Genomic DNA, 15,825 nt, shown 5'->3' with positions numbered 1-15,825 from the left:
ACTGTTTCCATCACGGGTGCCACGCGTTGTCACGCACAGCCAGGGTCTTTACTGATCAAAATTTGATCAGACCTCATTATTCGCCGACGCTGATCTTCAGGCCAGCCGCTATTGCAAAAGGTGTCAGCGTTACTGCCAGGGCGGTCAGGCTCCCAAGCCACAGCAGGTAACCGGTCGCCGGCATGCCCTGCAAGGCCGCCTGCAAGGCGCCGCTGCCGAGAATCAATACCGGGATGTACAGGGGCAGGATCAGCAGCGCCAATAACAGGCCGCCACGCTTGAGTCCTACCGTCAACGCCGCGCCCACCGCTCCCAGCAGGCTGAGCACCGGAGTGCCCAACAGAAGGGACAGCAACAGCACCGGCAGACAGGCTGTGGGCAGACCGAGCATCAGTGCCAACAGGGGCGCAAGCAATACCAGTGCCAGGCCGGAAAAGGCCCAGTGTGCCAGCACCTTGGCCAGAACCAGAAGAGGCAGGGGGTGCGGCGAAAGGACCCACTGTTCCAGGGATCCGTCCTCGAAATCACTGCGAAAAAGCCCGTCCAGCGAGAGCAAAACCGATAATAAAGCCGCTACCCAGACTAGCCCTGGAGACAAGGTTTGCAACAATTGTGTCTCAGGTCCCACCGCCAATGGGAACAGTGAGACAACGATGGCGAAAAACACCAGCGGGTTGGCCAGTTCGGCGGGCCGGCGGAACAGCAGCCGGGATTCGCGGGCAACCAGCAGTCCGAAAACACTCATACGGCCCAATGCCCCAGATCGATGTCGCGATAGCCGGCCGGCAGGCGGCCCAGTGTGTGGTGGGTGGTGAGGATTACCATGCCGCCGCGTTCGCAGTGGCCGGCCAGGTGTTCTTCCAGTTGCGCCACGCCCTGTTTGTCCAGGGCGGTGAAGGGTTCGTCGAGAATCCACAGCAGCGGGCTGTCCAGGTACAGCCGGGCCAGCGCCACCCGGCGCTGCTGGCCGGCGGACAAGGTGTGACAGGGCACATCCTCGAAACCGCGCAGGCCGACCGCCGCCAGGGCCTGCCAGATCGCCTCGCGATCGGCGGGCTGATGCAGGGCGCAGAGCCAGCTGAGGTTTTCCTCGGGGGTCAACAGGTCCTTGATCCCCGCCGCATGGCCGATCCACAACAGGTTGCGCGCCAGCTCCGCGCGCTGGGCGTTGAGCGGCTGGCCGTTGAGCAGCACCTGGCCGCTGGTCGGCTGCATCAGCCCTGCCAGCAGGCGCAACAGGCTGGTCTTGCCGCTGCCGTTGGGACCGCTGATCTGCAACATGTCGCCGCTGGCCAGACGCAGTTCGAGCTTTTCGAAGAGCAGCCGCAGGTCGCGCTCACAGGCAAGCGCTACGGCTTCTAGAAGAGGACTGGTCAAATGATCGCGGGCCTTTACGGTTCAAGTCGGCGGTGGAGCAGCCGTTAAAGAGATGCAGAATAAACGCATCGGCGGCCTGTTCCAGAGAGCTGCGTCAAACTTTTGCGATGTTTTCGCCACGCTCCCCGAAGACGGGCGGCATTATACATGCGATGCCCTACTCTCAAGAGGGCTTATTTCTCCACAGGTTGTGTCCAGATGACAGGCGAAATCACCCTCCCTCCGCTGCCTCAACTGACGCCGGGAACCGTACGCGCGCTGCCGATCAGCGGTGAGCTGCTCAAGTTGCTGCAGCCCCTGGAAGGCCTGATCGCCGCGGGCCAATCGGCCAAGGCCGAAGTACTGTCGCTCAAGCAGGCGGACCAGACGTTCCAACTGTTGCTCAAGCTGACCCTCGACAGCGGCCGGCAAACCACCGTCCAGGCCACCAGCAACCAGCCGCTGCCCCTGGGCACCAGCCTGGCGGTGACCCAGCCCTCGGCCGGCAACCTGGCCATCACCGTGCAGCAGGCGATTGCCGCCAGCGTCGCCACCCTGACTCGCCTCGACACCGCACAGCTTCCCGTGGGCACCCTGCTGCAGGGCAAGGTGCTGACCACCCAGCTACAACCCCAGGCAGCCGGACAACCGGCGGTCTACCGCTCGCTGGTGAGCCTGCTCAACACCGCCCTGAGCGGCAGCACCCTGAGCATCGACAGCCCGCAACCCCTGCGCATCGGCAGCCTGTTGAGCGCCCTGGTGCAAGGCTCGCAGAGCTTGAGCTTCGTGCCGCTGAGCGGGCGCCAGGAGCAACTGGCGATCGCCCAGCAACTGGCCGCCCAGCAAAGCCGCCAAGCCTCGCTGACGGGCCTGATCAATGCGTTGCAGAACCTGCCGCCCTCCGACGACACCTCCAGCGAACTGCGCGCCACGGTGGACAAGCTGCTCGCCGGCCTGCCCGACCTGCAGCAACTGAGCAATCCCAAGGCGCTGGCCCAGGCCCTGGGCAACAGCGGCGCCTTCCTCGAGTCGCGGCTGCTGGCCGGCGACAATCCGGCCCTGGCGGCTGACCTGAAAGGCAACCTGCTGCGCCTGATCGCCCAGATGACGCCGGGCCTGCCGGCCAGCACCAGCTTCAACGCGATCATTGCCGCCAACACCCTGGCCCAGGTGCTGCCGAGCTTCGTGCGCAGCGCTCTGGGGACCCTCGGCCAGGTCAGCGCCAAGCCCCAGCCAGGTGGCTTCCCCCTGCCCTCGCGACTGCTGCAAAGCCTCGAGGAGGAAGGCGACCTGGAACACCTGCTGCGCCTGGCCGCGGCCGCTGTTTCGCGCCTGCAGAGCCATCAGCTGGCGAGCCTGGAACAGAGCGGCCTGACCGATGACGGGCGGCTGCTGACCACCTGGCAACTGGAAATCCCGATGCGCACGATGCAGGACGTCGTGCCCCTGCAGGTCAAGTTCCAGCGCGAAGACCCAGCGGAAAAAACGCCCGAGGAAAAACGCGAGGAACGCGAACCGAAACAGCAGCTGTGGCGCGTCGAACTGGCGTTCGACCTCGAACCCCTGGGCCCGCTACAGGTGCAGGCGCAATTGCTCAAGGGCCGCCTGTCCAGCCAGCTCTGGGCGCAGCGGCCATTTACCGCGAGCCTGATCGAAAGCCATCTGGGCAGCCTGCGTGAACGGCTGCTCGCGTCCGGCCTGGATGTGGGCGATCTGGACTGCCATCTCGGCACACCGCCGCAGGGCCCGAAAACCCGACTGGAACAACGCTGGGTCGATGAAACCGCATGAATAATCCCAACCCGCCACGCCAGGCCATCGCCCTCAAGTACGACGGCCAGCACGCCCCCACGCTGACCGCCAAGGGCGACGACGAACTGGCCGAAGCCATCCTGAAAATCGCCCGCGACTGTGAAGTGCCGATCTATGAGAACGCCGAGCTGGTGAAACTGCTGGCGCGCATGGAACTGGGCGACAGCATTCCCGAGGAGTTGTACCGGACCATTGCCGAAATCATCGCCTTCGCCTGGAACCTCAAGGGCAAGTTCCCGGCCGGGCATGAGCCGCAGGAAGCGGCGCTGGAGAAGGATGTGACGGAAAGCGGGGAGGATTACTGATCTGTAGCCGCTGCCGCAGGCTGCGATCGGCCGCAGGACCTCAGGATCGCTGAAGGCCTTCGGCCTTGGCGCAGTCTGCGGCAGCGGCTACAGAGGGATTTCAGCTTTTGTGCAACTTACTCATCAACTCGGCCTCGGCCTGGGTCAAGCCGCAGGACTGAGTCAGTTCGTCGACGCTGGCGCCCATGCCCACCAGGCGCGCGGCCTGGGCGAAGGACAGGCTCGACGGATCGCGCTGTTCCAGCTGGGCCAGCTTGTCCGGCAACGGGCCGACCACCGCGCGCAGCTCATGCAGGTCTTCGCCCATGCGCACCGTACCGTTCTGGTAATCGTCGACGCGCTTGGCCAGGTCCTTGATGCGCTGATCGCGCAGCGCATCGCCCTGGGCCTGCTGGGCGGCGATCTGCCGCTGAGCGCGGATATAGGCCAGGAACATCGCCAGTGTGCCTGCCCAAAAGAGGAACAGGACAATAACCGCAACCTCGAGAATCAATCAGATACTCTCCAGTTCCGACCACTCTTCTTCGCTCATCATCTTGTCCAGCTCAACCAGAATCAGCAGCTCGCCGTTCTTGTTGCACACGCCCTGGATGAACTTGGCCGACTCTTCGTTACCGACGTTCGGCGCGGTCTCGACTTCCGACTGACGCAGGTAAACCACTTCCGCCACGCTGTCGACCATGATCCCGACCACTTGCTTGTCGGCTTCGATGATCACGATACGGGTGTTGTCATTGACCTCGGTGGGCACCAGGCCGAAGCGCTGGCGGGTGTCGATCACGGTCACCACGTTGCCGCGCAGGTTGATGATGCCCAGCACGTAGCTCGGGGCACCCGGTACCGGTGCGATCTCGGTGTAGCGCAGGACTTCCTGCACGCGCATCACGTTGATGCCGTAGGACTCGTTATCCAGCTTGAAGGTTACCCATTGCAGGATCGGATCTTCGGAACTCTGTGCAGACGACGACTTATTCATACCCCTGACCCCTTAAAAAACCGTTGGAAACGGTGTGTGTTCTGTGTGGCCGCACCGTCGGCGCAGCCTGTTGTTGGTCTATATCGGCTTCGGCGCCGGTTTACTGATAGCCATGTGTTTCGCGCCGCCGCTGGCGATCAGCTCGGCCAGCTCGGAAACGTCCAGCAGCGCGCACATATGCTCGATGACCGTGCCCGCCAGCCATGGCCGCTGGCCACGGTGGCTGCGCCATTTGATTTCGTTCGGGTCCAGGCGCAACGAGCGGCTGACCTGATGCACCGCCAGCCCCCACTCGTAGCCCTGGACCGAGATCACGTATTGCAGGCCCTGGCGGAAGTCGTCGCGGTAGCGGTCCGGCATCACCCAGCGCGCGGTATCCAGCACCTTCAGGTTGCCGGCCTGGCTCGGCAGGATCCCGAGGAACCACTCCGGCTGACCGAACAGCGGCGTCAGCTCATGCCCCGCCAGGGAGTAGATCGACCCCAGGCAGACCAGCGGCACCGCCAGGGTCAACCCGGCGACATCGAACAGCAGGCACTCGAAGGGTTCCGCCGCCCAGCTCGGCCGGTCGTCACCCGCCACCGGGGGCGGCGTGCCGCTGGGTGGCCGATGCACCTCGACCACCGGTTCGACCAGGCCTTGCAGCAAGGGCGCAACGGTCGACAACGTGGCCGGCAATGGCGCGGGCGCCTCCAGCACGGGGGCGACCACCGCTTCCTCGACCCGCACTACCGGCGCGACAACCGCAGCCGGCGCAGGCTGGGCCTGGGCATCACGAGCCTGTTCTTCGAGCACCGCGGCCTGGAACTCATCCAGTACCTCGCTCGACACCGCCACCTCTGCAACGGCTGCCTGAACCTGCGGCAGCGCCTCGGGAACCGCGAATTCTTCTTCGGTGGCGTCCTGCAGCAACGCGTCCAGGTAGGACTGCAGCGCCAACTGCGGCCGGGACGTGACGTCGACAGGACGGTTCATAAGGATGCCCACGGATAAAGCCCAGCACAGTGACCTGTAGGGTTTATCGGCCAGACCGGCAGCAGACTTGAATGCTCCGCCACGTCAGGCCACCTGCGGGACAAGTTGCTGGGCCAGCAGGTGCTTGAGCAAGGCGCGATAGGCCAGTACGCCGCGGCTCTTGCCGTCGAACTGCGAAGGCGTCAACCCGGCCCGGCTGGCATCGCGCAGGCGCGTGTCGACCGGGATATAGCCCTGCCAGATCTCATCCGGGAACTTGTCGCGCAGCACCCGCAAGGTGCCCAGGGACGCCTGGGTGCGGCGGTCGAACAGGGTCGGCACGATGCTGAACGGCAGCGCCTGTTTGCGCGAGCGGTTGATCATCGCCAAGGTATTGACCATGCGTTCCAGGCCCTTGACCGCCAGGTGCTCGGTCTGCACCGGGATCACCAGTTGCTGGCTCGCCGCCAAGGCATTGACCATCAGCACGCCGAGCAACGGCGGGCTGTCGATCACCGCATAGTCGAAATCCTGCCACAGCTGCGCCAGGCTCTTGGCGATCACCAGGCCCAGGCCGCTCTGCCCCGGCGACTGGCGCTCCAGGGTAGCCAGCGCGGTACTCGAGGGCAGCAGGGAAATACGTTCGTCGCTGGTCGACAGCAGCAACTGCCCGGGCAAGCCCTCGGGGACGCTGCCCTTGTGCAGGAACAGGTCGTAGTTACTGTGTTCCAGGCTGTCGGGGTCATAGCCGAAGTAGCTGGTCATGGAGCCGTGGGGGTCGAGATCGACCACGACCACGCGCTTGCCCGCCTCGGCCAGCAACCCGGCTAAAGCGATGGAACTGGTGGTCTTACCGACGCCACCCTTTTGATTGGCAACTGCCCAGACTCTCATTCAGATTGTTCCTCCCGGCAGGCACGGGCCCACCGAGAAATAGCACCCAGTTATAAAGCCGGTGACGGAGAATTGACGGCACTCTCGCGTCCCGGCGTCTTGACTGACGTAGGTGCAGTTTGTGTGCCAGCCCGCTTCAATGCCGCATCCGGTGTCGCATGGGCCGTGCCGGTGCCCGTCAGGCTGCGGCGTACGTCGAGATTGCGCGACACCACCAGCACCACCCGACGGTTGCGGGCACGGCCATCGGCCGTCGCGTTATTGGCTACCGGCTGGAACTCGCCGTAGCCGACCGACGCCAGGCGCTGCGGATTGACCCCCTGCATCGCCAGCATCCGCACGATGCTCGCCGAGCGGGCCGACGACAGCTCCCAGTTGGTCGGGTACTGCGCGGTCTGGATCGGTTGGTTGTCGGTAAAGCCCTCGACGTGAATCGGGTTGTCGAAGGGTTTGAGGATCGCCGCCACCTTGTCGATGATGTTGAACGCCAGGTCGCTGGGCATGGCATCGCCGCTGCCGAACAACAGGCTGGAGTTGAGTTCGATCTCGACCCACAGCTCGTTGCCGCGCACGGTCATCTGGTTGGAACTGATCAGGTCGCCAAAGGCCGCGCTGATATCGTCGGCGATGCTTTTCAGCGGATCGCTGGCACCGGCGATACCGGCGTCGGTCTGCTCGCTGTCCTTGACCAGCGGCTTGGCCGGGGTCACGGTCTGGGGCCGCTCCTCACCGATGGGAATCGGTTTGAGGGCGCGGTCCGAATCGGTGAACACGCCGATCAGCGCTTCGGAAATGACCTTGTACTTGCCCTCGTTGATCGAGGAGATCGAGTACATGACCACGAAAAAGGCGAACAGCAAGGTGATGAAGTCCGCGTAGGACACCAGCCAACGCTCATGGTTGACGTGTTCTTCATGCCGGCGACGACGGGACATAGTCCATTACCCCCATCAATCCATGAAGCCTTGCAGCTTCAACTCAATGGAACGAGGGTTTTCACCTTCGGCAATCGACAGGATTCCTTCAAGCAACATTTCGCGATAACGCGACTGGCGCAAGGCTATGGACTTGAGCTTGGCGGCGATCGGCAGCAACACCAGGTTGGCGCTGGCCACGCCGTAGATGGTCGCGACGAAGGCCACGGCGATACCGCTGCCCAGTTGCGAAGGGTCGGCCAGGTTGCCCATCACATGGATCAGGCCCATGACCGCACCGATGATACCGATGGTCGGCGCGTAGCCGCCCATGCTTTCAAAGACTTTGGCCGCTTCGATGTCGCGGCTTTCCTGGGTGTAGAAATCCACTTCCAGGATGCTGCGGATGGATTCCGGTTCGGCGCCGTCCACCAGCAGTTGCAGGCCCTTGCGCGAATAGGTGTCGGGCTCTGCATCGGCCACGCCTTCCAGGCCCAGCAGGCCTTCCTTGCGGGCGGTCAGGCTCCAGTTGACGACGCGGTCGATGCCCCCGGGCAGATCGACCCGCGGCGGAAACAGGATCCAGCCGAGGATCTGCATGGCACGCTTGAAGGCGCTCAGCGGCGATTGCAGCAACGCCGCACCGATGGTCCCGCCCAGCACGATCAGCGCCGCCGGACCATTGGCCAGGGCCGACAGATGACCGCCTTCCAGGTAGTTGCCACCGATGATGGCGACGAACGCCATGATGATCCCGATGAGGCTTAGAACATCCATCAGAGACAGGCCTCGACCAGGTGCTTGCCAATGTCGTCCAGGCCGTACACCGCATCCGCCAGTTCCGCCTTGACGATCGCCATCGGCATCCCGTAGATCACACAGCTCGCCTCATCCTGGGCCCAGACCGCGCTACCGCCCTGCTTGAGCAGGCGCGCGCCTTCGCGACCGTCGGCGCCCATGCCGGTGAGGACCACCGCCAGAACTTTGTCGCCGTAGGACTTGGCCGCCGAACCGAAGGTGATGTCCACGCACGGCTTGTAGTTCAGGCGCTCGTCGCCCGGGAGGATTTTCACCGCGCCACGGCCGTCGACCATCATCTGCTTGCCGCCCGGTGCCAGCAGCGCCAGGCCCGGACGCAGGATGTCGCCATCCTCGGCTTCCTTGACGCTGATCCGGCAAAGCTTGTCCAGGCGCTCGGCGAACGCCTTGGTGAAGGCCGCCGGCATGTGCTGGATCAGCACGATCGGCGCCGGAAAGTTGGCCGGCAACTGGGTCAGCACCCGCTGCAGCGCCACCGGACCACCGGTGGAGGTACCGATGGCCACCAGTTTGTAGGCCTTGCGCTTAGGCGCCGGCGACGACGCGCCAGCGGCCGGCGTACGGGCGGGAATCGGCGTCGCCGCCGGGCGCGCCGGGGCCGTGCCGCCGAAACTGCTGGTGCTCGTTGGCGCAGGCTTCGGTGTCGCCGCCGGTTGTGGCGCCGGCGCACTGTAGCTGCTGAAACGACGGTTACTGCGCGAGATGCTATGGACCTTCTCGCACAGCAGTTGCTTGACCTTCTCGGGATTGCGCGAGATGTCCTCGAAGTTCTTCGGCAGGAAATCCACCGCGCCGGCATCCAGCGCATCCAGGGTTACCCGGGCGCCTTCATGGGTCAGCGAGGAGAACATCAATACCGGCGTCGGGCAGCGCTGCATGATGTGCCGCACGGCCGTGATGCCATCCATCATCGGCATCTCGTAGTCCATGGTGATCACGTCCGGCTTGAGCGCCAGCGCCTGATCGATCGCCTCTTTGCCGTTGGTCGCGGTACCGACGACCTGGATATTGATATCCGCTGAAAGAATTTCCGAGACGCGGCGGCGGAAAAAACCCGAATCATCCACCACCAGGACCTTGACTGCCATAAACACTCCGTTAGGCGGGGCAAGGCAAATGGCCCCGCCCCTCCGGTATTCAAATACGCCGTGCGGCGTAACGCTTGAGCATGCTCGGAACATCGAGAATCAGGGCGATGCGGCCGTCACCGGTAATGGTGGCGCCCGACATGCCTGGAGTCCCCTGGAGCATCTTGCCCAATGGCTTGATGACGACTTCTTCCTGGCCGACCAGTTGATCGACGACGAAGCCGATCCGCTGGGTGCCGACCGAAAGGATCACCACATGGCCTTCGCGCTGCTCTTCGTGAGCGGCGGAACTGACCAGCCAGCGCTTGAGGTAGAACAGTGGCAGCGCCTTGTCGCGGACGATCACCACCTCCTGGCCATCGACCACGTTGGTGCGCGACAGGTCCAGGTGGAAGATTTCGTTGACGTTGACCAGCGGGAAGGCGAACGCCTGGTTGCCCAGCATCACCATCAGGGTCGGCATGATCGCCAGGGTCAGCGGCACCTTGATGACGATCTTCGAACCCTGGCCCTTGGTCGAGTAGATGTTGATCGAACCGTTGAGCTGGGAAATCTTGGTCTTCACCACGTCCATGCCCACGCCGCGGCCGGACACGTCGGAGATCTCGGTCTTGGTCGAGAAGCCCGGGGCGAAGATCAGGTTGTAGCACTCGGTGTCGCTCAGGCGATCGGCGGCATCCTTGTCCATCACCCCACGCTTGACCGCAATCGCGCGCAGGACGTTCGGGTCCATGCCTTTGCCGTCGTCGGAGATCGACAGCAGGATATGGTCGCCTTCCTGCTCGGCCGCCAGCACCACCTTGCCGCCACGGGACTTGCCCGCCTCCTCGCGCTCTTCCGGCGACTCGATACCGTGGTCGACGGCGTTGCGCACCAAGTGCACCAGCGGGTCGGCCAGGGCCTCGACGAGGTTCTTGTCGAGGTCGGTCTCTTCGCCGACCAGCTCCAGGTTGATCTCTTTCTTGAGCTGGCGGGCCAGGTCGCGAACCAGGCGCGGGAAGCGCCCGAAGACCTTCTTGATCGGCTGCATCCGGGTCTTCATCACCGCGGTCTGCAAGTCGGCCGTGACCACGTCGAGGTTCGACACGGCCTTGGACATGGCTTCGTCGCCGCTGTTGAGCCCCAGGCGCACCAGGCGGTTACGCACCAGCACCAGCTCGCCGACCATGTTCATGATTTCGTCCAGCCGCGCGGTATCGACCCGCACGGTGGTTTCGGCTTCGCTGACCGGCTTTTCCGCCGGGGCGGCAGCCGGAGCACGAGCGGGCGCCGGAGCAGCGGCTGGAGCCGGTTTTGGCGTTTCGGCCTTGGCTTCGGGCTTCTTCACCGCTGGCTTGGCGATGGCGGCAGGCGCCGGAGCCGTGGCGGCCGTTGCGCTACCCACGGTCGCCGCGGCTGCGGGCACTTCAGAGAACTTGCCCTTGCCATGCAGCTCGTCGAGCAGGGATTCGAATTCCTGGTCGGTGATCAGGTCGCTACCGGCGGCGGCCGCGCTTGGCGCAGCCGGCGGTACCGCCGCTGCCACCGCGGAGTCCAGCGCATCGACCGCAAAGTTGCCTTTGCCATGCAGCTGATCCAGCAGGGCTTCGAACTCGTCATCGGTGATTTCATCGCTGGCCGCGGCTTTTTCCGCAGCCGGCGCCGTGGCCGAAGGGGCCACCGCATCCGGTGCGAACTGGCCCTTGCCGTGCAATTGATCGAGCAACGACTCGAACTCGGCATCGGTGATTTCGTCGCTGGCCGCTTCGCTGCCGGCGGCAGGCGTCGCGGGAGCAACAGCAGCCGGGGCTTCGGCCTCGGCCTTGGCGGCATTGAGCGAATCGAGCAGCTGCTCGAACTCGCTGTCGGTGATATCGCCGGACTCGCTTTCGGTCGACTCGGCGACCGGCTCGGCAACGGCTTCAACAACTGTCTCAACGTCGGCCACCGGCGCGGCGACCTCCTCGGCCCCCGCAGGCTCGGCCAGACGGGCCAGGGCAGCCAGCAGCTCCGGAGTGGCGGCGGTGATCTCGGTACGCTCGCGCACCTGGCCGAACATGCCGTTCACTGCGTCCAGCGCTTCGAGCACTACGTCCATCAGTTCCGCGTCGACGCGACGCTCACCCTTGCGCAGGATGTCGAACACGTTCTCGGCGATGTGGCAGCACTCCACCAGCTCGTTGAGCTGGAGGAAGCCGGCGCCCCCTTTTACAGTGTGAAAACCGCGAAAAATTGCGTTGAGCAGATCCGCATCGTCCGGTCGGCTTTCCAGCTCGACCAGTTGTTCGGACAGTTGCTCTAGAATCTCGCCGGCCTCAACCAGAAAATCCTGAAGGATTTCTTCATCGGCGCCGAAGCTCATGTATGGGTGCTCCTAGAATCCAAGGCTGGAAAGCAAATCGTCGACATCGTCCTGACCGGATACAACGTCTTCACGTTTATCGGCATGAATCTGCGGACCTTCACCCTTGGCCAGATGTTTTTGCGGATCTTTTTCAGCGAGGATCGATTCACGGTCATGTTCGATGCCGGCAAAACGATCGACCTGGCTGGCCATCAGGACCAGTTTGAGCAGGTTGCTCTCGACTTCGGTGACCAACTGGGTCACGCGCTTGATCACCTGACCGGTCAGGTCCTGGTAGTCCTGCGCCAGCAGAATGTCGTTGAGGTTGCTCGATACCGCACGCGTGTCTTGCTCGCTGCGGGTCAGGAAACCGTCCACCCGGCGGGCCAGGTCGCGGAATTCCTCGGCGCCCAGTTCGCGGCGCATGAAACGCCCCCAATCGGCGCTCAGGGCCTGGGCTTCGCTACTCAGGCCATTGACCAGCGGGGTGGCGCTCTCGACCAGATCCATGGTGCGGTTGGCCGCGGCCTCGGTCAGCCTGACCACATAGGACAGGCGCTCGGTGGCATCCGTGATCTGTGAAACTTCCTCGGCTTGCGGCATATGCGGGTCAATCTGGAAATTGACGATGGCGCTATGCAGCTCGCGGGTGAGCTTGCCGACCTCCTGGTACAGGCCGCGGTCACGGGTCTGGTTGAGCTCATGGATCAGTTGCACGGCTTCGCCGAACTTGCCTTTTTCAAGGCTGTCGACCAGTTCGAGTGCGTGTTTTTTCAGGGTCGATTCGAAATCGCCCAATGAAGATTCGTTGTGCTCCATAGCTCCCCCGTGGCGGAATGATTCCACTCTCAACCGATGCGTTCGAAGATCTTCTCGATCTTCTCTTTCAACGCCTGGGCCGTGAAGGGCTTGACCACATAACCGTTTACGCCGGCCTGGGCAGCTTCGATGATTTGTTCGCGCTTGGCTTCAGCGGTCACCATGAGTACCGGCAGGTGCTTGAGTTTTTCATCGGCGCGCACATGGCGCAGCAGATCGATACCGGTCATGCCGGGCATGTTCCAGTCCGTTACCAGAAAGTCGATGCTCCCACTGTTGAGGACCGGAATGGCGGTGGTGCCATCGTCAGCCTCGACCGTGTTGGTGAACCCCAGGTCACGCAACAGGTTTTTTATGATCCGCCGCATCGTTGAGAAGTCATCAACGATGAGGATTTTCATGTTCTTGTCCAATTCGACCTCCAAGCAGTCTTAAACGCGTCCAGCACCTGAACGCGCCATTCAATCAATCAGGCAGAGCACTCAACGACTGCATGGAATACACACCGCAAGTCCGGCCACGTCGTGCCAGTCTCGTCCGCAGTGTCCCCCACACTGCCTGTCAGCGCGCTCGCCACTCTCCCAAACGCCCCCGCAAACGGGCCGCGCACTGGCTGTGTAACTGGCTGACCCGCGATTCGCTGACCCCCAGGACCTCACCGATTTCCTTGAGGTTCAGCTCTTCGTCGTAGTACAGCGCCAAGACCAGTCGCTCACGCTCCGGCAAATTGGCAATCGCGTCCGCCAGCGCGGCCTGGAAACGTTCGTCCTCCAGGTCGCGCGACGGCTCGAGATGAGCACTCGCGCCATCCTCATGCAGCCCTTCATGCTCGCCGTCCTGCAACAGGTCGTCGAAGCTGAACAGGCGACTGCCCAAGGTGTCGTTCAAAATCCCGTAATAATCGTCGAGACTCAATTGAAGTTCGGCCGCAACTTCATGATCTTTAGCGTCACGACCGGTTTTAGCTTCAATTGCGCGAATGGCATCGCTCACCATCCGGGTATTGCGATGTACCGAACGCGGCGCCCAGTCACCTTTACGGACCTCATCGAGCATCGCACCACGGATACGGATACCCGCGTAGGTCTCGAAACTCGCGCCCTTGCTCGCGTCGTACTTGGTCGACACTTCGAGCAGACCGATCATCCCGGCCTGGATCAGGTCTTCGACCTGGACACTGGCCGGCAGGCGCGCCAGCAAGTGATAGGCAATACGCTTGACCAGCGGCGCATAGCGCTCGATCAATTCGTACTGGCTGTCACGTGCCGACTTTTTGTAAAGGTTGTAGCCGCTGGCGCTCATAGCACCGGTCCCGCTGTCTGATGCACGAGCCGCTCGACGAAAAATTCCAGATGTCCGCGTGGGTTGGCCGGCAACGGCCAGGTATCGACCTTCTGCGCGATGGCCTTGAATGCCAGCGCGCATTTCGAACGCGGAAACGCCTCATAGACCGCACGCTGCTTTTGCACGGCCTTGCGCACGCATTCGTCGTAAGGCACGGCGCCGACATATTGTAGGGCCACGTCCAGGAAGCGATCCGTGACCTTGGTCAACTTGGCGAACAGATTGCGCCCCTCCTGCGGGCTCTGCGCCATGTTGGCGAGCACGCGGAAGCGGTTCATGCCGTAGTCGCGGTTGAGCAGCTTGATCAGCGCGTAGGCGTCGGTGATCGAGGTCGGCTCGTCGCAGACCACCAGCAACACTTCCTGGGCCGCGCGGACGAAGCTGACCACCGAGTCGCCGATGCCGGCGGCGGTGTCGATCACCAGCACATCGAGGTTGTCGCCGATGTCGCTGAAAGCCTGGATCAGGCCGGCATGCTGCGCCGGGCTCAGATGAACCATGCTCTGGGTGCCGGACGCCGCCGGCACGATACGGATTCCACCCGGCCCCTGCAGCAGCACATCGCGCAGCTCGCAGCGGCCTTCGATCACGTCGGCGAGGGTCCGTTTGGGGGTCAGCCCCAATAGCACGTCGACGTTGGCCAGGCCCAGGTCGGCGTCCAGCAGCATGACGCGCCGGCCGAGCTCCGCTAGGGCCAGGGACAAGTTCACTGACACGTTAGTCTTGCCGACGCCACCTTTGCCGCCGGTCACCGCGATCACCTGTACGGGATGCATGCTGCCCATGTTCGTTCTTTACCTTGTCTTACTTAGACGGGGCCACATAACTGGCTGCGCGTTCACCAACGGAACAATGCCTGGCAGACCATCGATGTAGGTACATTGCAATCTTTTCATGATTCCCTCAGCCAACCCGCTTGGTCGGGTTGTGGTAGAGGTCAGCGAACATGTCAGCCATGGCTTCTTCGCTGGGTTCTTCCTGCATCTGCACGCTCACCGCACGACTGACCAGCTGGTGACGGCGCGGCAAGTGCAGATCGTCCGGAATCCGCGGGCCATCGGTCAGATAGGCAACAGGGAGTTCATGACTGATCGCCAGGCTCAACACCTCACCAAGGCTGGCGGTTTCATCCAGTTTAGTCAGGATGCAGCCGGCCAGCCCGCAACGCTTGTAGCTGTGGTATGCGGCGGTTAGAACCTGTTTCTGGCTGGTGGTTGCCAAGACCAGATAATTTTTTGCCCGGATGCCACGTCCGGCCAGGCTTTCCAGCTGCATGCGCAGGGCCGGGTCGCTGGCTTGCAGGCCGGCGGTGTCGATCAGCACCACACGCTTGCGCAGCAGCGGATCGAGGGCTTGCGCCAGGGACTGGCCCGGGTCGACATGGGTCACCGAGACATTGAGGATCCGGCCCAGGGTCTTGAGCTGTTCCTGGGCGCCGATGCGGTAGCTGTCCATGCTCACCAGCGCGATGTTCTGCGCGCCGTACTTGAGTACATAACGCGCGGCCAGCTTGGCCAGGGTGGTGGTCTTGCCCATGCCGGCGGGGCCGACCATGGCGATCACACCGCCCTCCTCCAGTGGCTCGACTTCCGGGGTCACGATCATCCGCGCCAGGTGGGCCAGGAGCATGCGCCAGGCCTGGCGGGGTTCGTCGATTTCAGTGATCAGCGCCAGCAGGTCGCGGGCCAGCGGACCGGACAAGCCGATACGCTGCAGGCGCCGCCACAGGTTAGCCTGTTCGGGCCGGCTGCCTTGCAGCTGGCTCCAGGCCAGGGAGCCGAGCTGGACTTCCAGCAGCTCGCGCAGGCCGTTGAGTTCAAAACGCATCGAGTCCAGTGCCCGCTGATCGACCGCCGGCGCGGCGGCCACCGGAGCAGGGCGCTGGGGCTCGTTGAACGTAGGTTCGATCAGCGGCTCGGCGGCGGTCAGCGGCAGGCCGGCGAACAACTGGCGATTGGTACTGGAATCGCCGTCGCCACGCAGGCTCAGTTCGGCCTGGGCGGTGACGATGCGCGACTGAGTCTTGCGCAGTTCGTCCTCGAGCTCCATGTTCGGCACCCGCGGCGCCAGCGCCGATAGCTTGTAATCCAGGGCAGCCGTCAGCTCGACACCGCCGGCGATGCGGCGATTGCCAATGATGGCAGCGTCGGCGCCCAGCTCATCACGAACCAGCTTCATGGCCTGACGCATATCGGCGGCGAAAAAACGCTTAACTTGCATA

General features: G+C 63.4%; 17 protein-coding genes. 2 read left to right on the top strand and 15 right to left on the bottom strand.

What is annotated here, in order from left to right; all coding sequences use genetic code 11:
• Positions 1-76: 76 nt before the first annotated feature.
• Together ccmB and ccmA are read right to left on the bottom strand one after the other, a co-directional pair.
• Entirely contained in the window at positions 77-745 is a 669-nt protein-coding gene (gene ccmB / locus C4K27_RS08520) for a heme exporter protein CcmB (protein WP_007922033.1), read from the bottom strand.
• The gene (gene ccmA, locus C4K27_RS08515; protein ID WP_053260135.1) at positions 742-1,377 is read right to left on the bottom strand and encodes a cytochrome c biogenesis heme-transporting ATPase CcmA; all 636 of its coding nucleotides are present in this window, start codon (positions 1,375-1,377) and stop codon (positions 742-744) included. Before ccmA ends, ccmB begins: the two co-directional genes overlap by 4 nt.
• A gap of 198 nt (positions 1,378-1,575) precedes the next feature.
• On the opposite strand from ccmA, the gene fliK reads away from it, so the two are divergent.
• Together fliK and C4K27_RS08505 are read left to right on the top strand one after the other, a co-directional pair.
• Positions 1,576-3,147: a flagellar hook-length control protein FliK gene (fliK, locus tag C4K27_RS08510; protein ID WP_053260134.1), complete on the top strand. Its 1,572-nt coding sequence runs from the start codon at positions 1,576-1,578 to the stop codon at positions 3,145-3,147.
• Complete coding sequence (locus C4K27_RS08505) at positions 3,144-3,473, top strand: EscU/YscU/HrcU family type III secretion system export apparatus switch protein (protein ID WP_053260133.1); 330 nt, start codon at positions 3,144-3,146, stop codon at positions 3,471-3,473. Before fliK ends, C4K27_RS08505 begins: the two co-directional genes overlap by 4 nt.
• A 100-nt stretch (positions 3,474-3,573) precedes the next feature.
• Here C4K27_RS08505 and C4K27_RS08500 read toward each other — a convergent pair whose 3' ends face one another.
• From C4K27_RS08500 to flhF, 13 genes are all read right to left on the bottom strand, one after another.
• Positions 3,574-3,966, bottom strand: coding sequence for a DUF2802 domain-containing protein (locus C4K27_RS08500; protein ID WP_037033950.1), 393 nt, complete (start codon positions 3,964-3,966; stop codon positions 3,574-3,576).
• A complete protein-coding gene (locus C4K27_RS08495; protein WP_007922496.1) occupies positions 3,967-4,449 on the bottom strand; it encodes a chemotaxis protein CheW in 483 nt (160 codons plus the stop codon).
• 78 nt (positions 4,450-4,527) lie between these two features.
• On the bottom strand, positions 4,528-5,424 hold the full coding sequence (locus C4K27_RS08490; protein ID WP_053260132.1) for a CheW domain-containing protein: 897 nt from the start codon (positions 5,422-5,424) through the stop codon (positions 4,528-4,530).
• 84 nt (positions 5,425-5,508) lie between these two features.
• The gene (locus C4K27_RS08485) at positions 5,509-6,297 is read right to left on the bottom strand and encodes a ParA family protein (RefSeq protein WP_007922498.1); all 789 of its coding nucleotides are present in this window, start codon (positions 6,295-6,297) and stop codon (positions 5,509-5,511) included.
• A gap of 50 nt (positions 6,298-6,347) precedes the next feature.
• Positions 6,348-7,232 (bottom strand): flagellar motor protein MotD, encoded by an 885-nt coding sequence (gene motD / locus C4K27_RS08480; RefSeq protein ID WP_007922499.1) that lies wholly within the window; start codon positions 7,230-7,232, stop codon positions 6,348-6,350.
• Positions 7,233-7,247: 15 nt separating this feature from the next.
• A complete protein-coding gene (locus C4K27_RS08475) occupies positions 7,248-7,988 on the bottom strand; it encodes a flagellar motor protein (RefSeq protein ID WP_007922500.1) in 741 nt (246 codons plus the stop codon).
• A complete protein-coding gene (locus tag C4K27_RS08470) occupies positions 7,988-9,118 on the bottom strand; it encodes a protein-glutamate methylesterase/protein-glutamine glutaminase (protein ID WP_053260131.1) in 1,131 nt (376 codons plus the stop codon). Before C4K27_RS08470 ends, C4K27_RS08475 begins: the two co-directional genes overlap by 1 nt.
• Before the next feature lie 49 nt (positions 9,119-9,167).
• Complete coding sequence (locus C4K27_RS08465; RefSeq protein ID WP_053260130.1) at positions 9,168-11,459, bottom strand: chemotaxis protein CheA; 2,292 nt, start codon at positions 11,457-11,459, stop codon at positions 9,168-9,170.
• Between the two features lie 12 nt (positions 11,460-11,471).
• Positions 11,472-12,260: a protein phosphatase CheZ gene (locus tag C4K27_RS08460; protein WP_007922504.1), complete on the bottom strand. Its 789-nt coding sequence runs from the start codon at positions 12,258-12,260 to the stop codon at positions 11,472-11,474.
• A gap of 29 nt (positions 12,261-12,289) precedes the next feature.
• Complete coding sequence (locus C4K27_RS08455) at positions 12,290-12,661, bottom strand: chemotaxis response regulator CheY (RefSeq protein WP_003183998.1); 372 nt, start codon at positions 12,659-12,661, stop codon at positions 12,290-12,292.
• Positions 12,662-12,821: 160 nt separating this feature from the next.
• Positions 12,822-13,562, bottom strand: a complete 741-nt coding sequence (gene fliA / locus C4K27_RS08450) for an RNA polymerase sigma factor FliA (RefSeq protein ID WP_007922505.1) — start codon at positions 13,560-13,562, stop codon at positions 12,822-12,824.
• Positions 13,559-14,389 carry a flagellar synthesis regulator FleN gene (gene fleN, locus C4K27_RS08445; protein ID WP_007922506.1) on the bottom strand — a complete coding sequence of 277 codons (831 nt, stop codon included), beginning with the start codon at positions 14,387-14,389 and terminating at the stop codon, positions 13,559-13,561. Before fleN ends, fliA begins: the two co-directional genes overlap by 4 nt.
• Before the next feature lie 118 nt (positions 14,390-14,507).
• Positions 14,508-15,824 (bottom strand): flagellar biosynthesis GTPase FlhF, encoded by a 1,317-nt coding sequence (gene flhF, locus C4K27_RS08440; RefSeq protein ID WP_053260129.1) that lies wholly within the window; start codon positions 15,822-15,824, stop codon positions 14,508-14,510.
• Position 15,825 lies beyond the last annotated feature (1 nt).

Source organism: Pseudomonas chlororaphis subsp. chlororaphis (assembly GCF_003945765.1).
GTDB classification, from domain to species: domain Bacteria; phylum Pseudomonadota; class Gammaproteobacteria; order Pseudomonadales; family Pseudomonadaceae; genus Aquipseudomonas; species Aquipseudomonas chlororaphis.
This window is presented reverse-complemented; position numbering and strand designations above follow the sequence as displayed.

What these genes read in the sequence shown, in the direction of transcription:
- fliK (WP_053260134.1), top strand. Translation starts at nt 1,576, where the DNA reads ATGACAGGCGAAATCACCCTCCCTCCGCTGCCTCAACTGACGCCGGGA.
- fleN (WP_007922506.1), bottom strand. Translation starts at nt 14,389, where the DNA reads ATGGGCAGCATGCATCCCGTACAGGTGATCGCGGTGACCGGCGGCAAA.
- C4K27_RS08455 (WP_003183998.1), bottom strand. Translation starts at nt 12,661, where the DNA reads ATGAAAATCCTCATCGTTGATGACTTCTCAACGATGCGGCGGATCATA.
- flhF (WP_053260129.1), bottom strand. Translation starts at nt 15,824, where the DNA reads ATGCAAGTTAAGCGTTTTTTCGCCGCCGATATGCGTCAGGCCATGAAG.
- C4K27_RS08505 (WP_053260133.1), top strand. Translation starts at nt 3,144, where the DNA reads ATGAATAATCCCAACCCGCCACGCCAGGCCATCGCCCTCAAGTACGAC.
- C4K27_RS08470 (WP_053260131.1), bottom strand. Translation starts at nt 9,118, where the DNA reads ATGGCAGTCAAGGTCCTGGTGGTGGATGATTCGGGTTTTTTCCGCCGC.
- ccmB (WP_007922033.1), bottom strand. Translation starts at nt 745, where the DNA reads ATGAGTGTTTTCGGACTGCTGGTTGCCCGCGAATCCCGGCTGCTGTTC.
- fliA (WP_007922505.1), bottom strand. Translation starts at nt 13,562, where the DNA reads ATGAGCGCCAGCGGCTACAACCTTTACAAAAAGTCGGCACGTGACAGC.
- C4K27_RS08475 (WP_007922500.1), bottom strand. Translation starts at nt 7,988, where the DNA reads ATGGATGTTCTAAGCCTCATCGGGATCATCATGGCGTTCGTCGCCATC.
- C4K27_RS08465 (WP_053260130.1), bottom strand. Translation starts at nt 11,459, where the DNA reads ATGAGCTTCGGCGCCGATGAAGAAATCCTTCAGGATTTTCTGGTTGAG.
- C4K27_RS08495 (WP_007922496.1), bottom strand. Translation starts at nt 4,449, where the DNA reads ATGAATAAGTCGTCGTCTGCACAGAGTTCCGAAGATCCGATCCTGCAA.
- motD (WP_007922499.1), bottom strand. Translation starts at nt 7,232, where the DNA reads ATGTCCCGTCGTCGCCGGCATGAAGAACACGTCAACCATGAGCGTTGG.
- C4K27_RS08490 (WP_053260132.1), bottom strand. Translation starts at nt 5,424, where the DNA reads ATGAACCGTCCTGTCGACGTCACGTCCCGGCCGCAGTTGGCGCTGCAG.
- C4K27_RS08485 (WP_007922498.1), bottom strand. Translation starts at nt 6,297, where the DNA reads ATGAGAGTCTGGGCAGTTGCCAATCAAAAGGGTGGCGTCGGTAAGACC.
- C4K27_RS08460 (WP_007922504.1), bottom strand. Translation starts at nt 12,260, where the DNA reads ATGGAGCACAACGAATCTTCATTGGGCGATTTCGAATCGACCCTGAAA.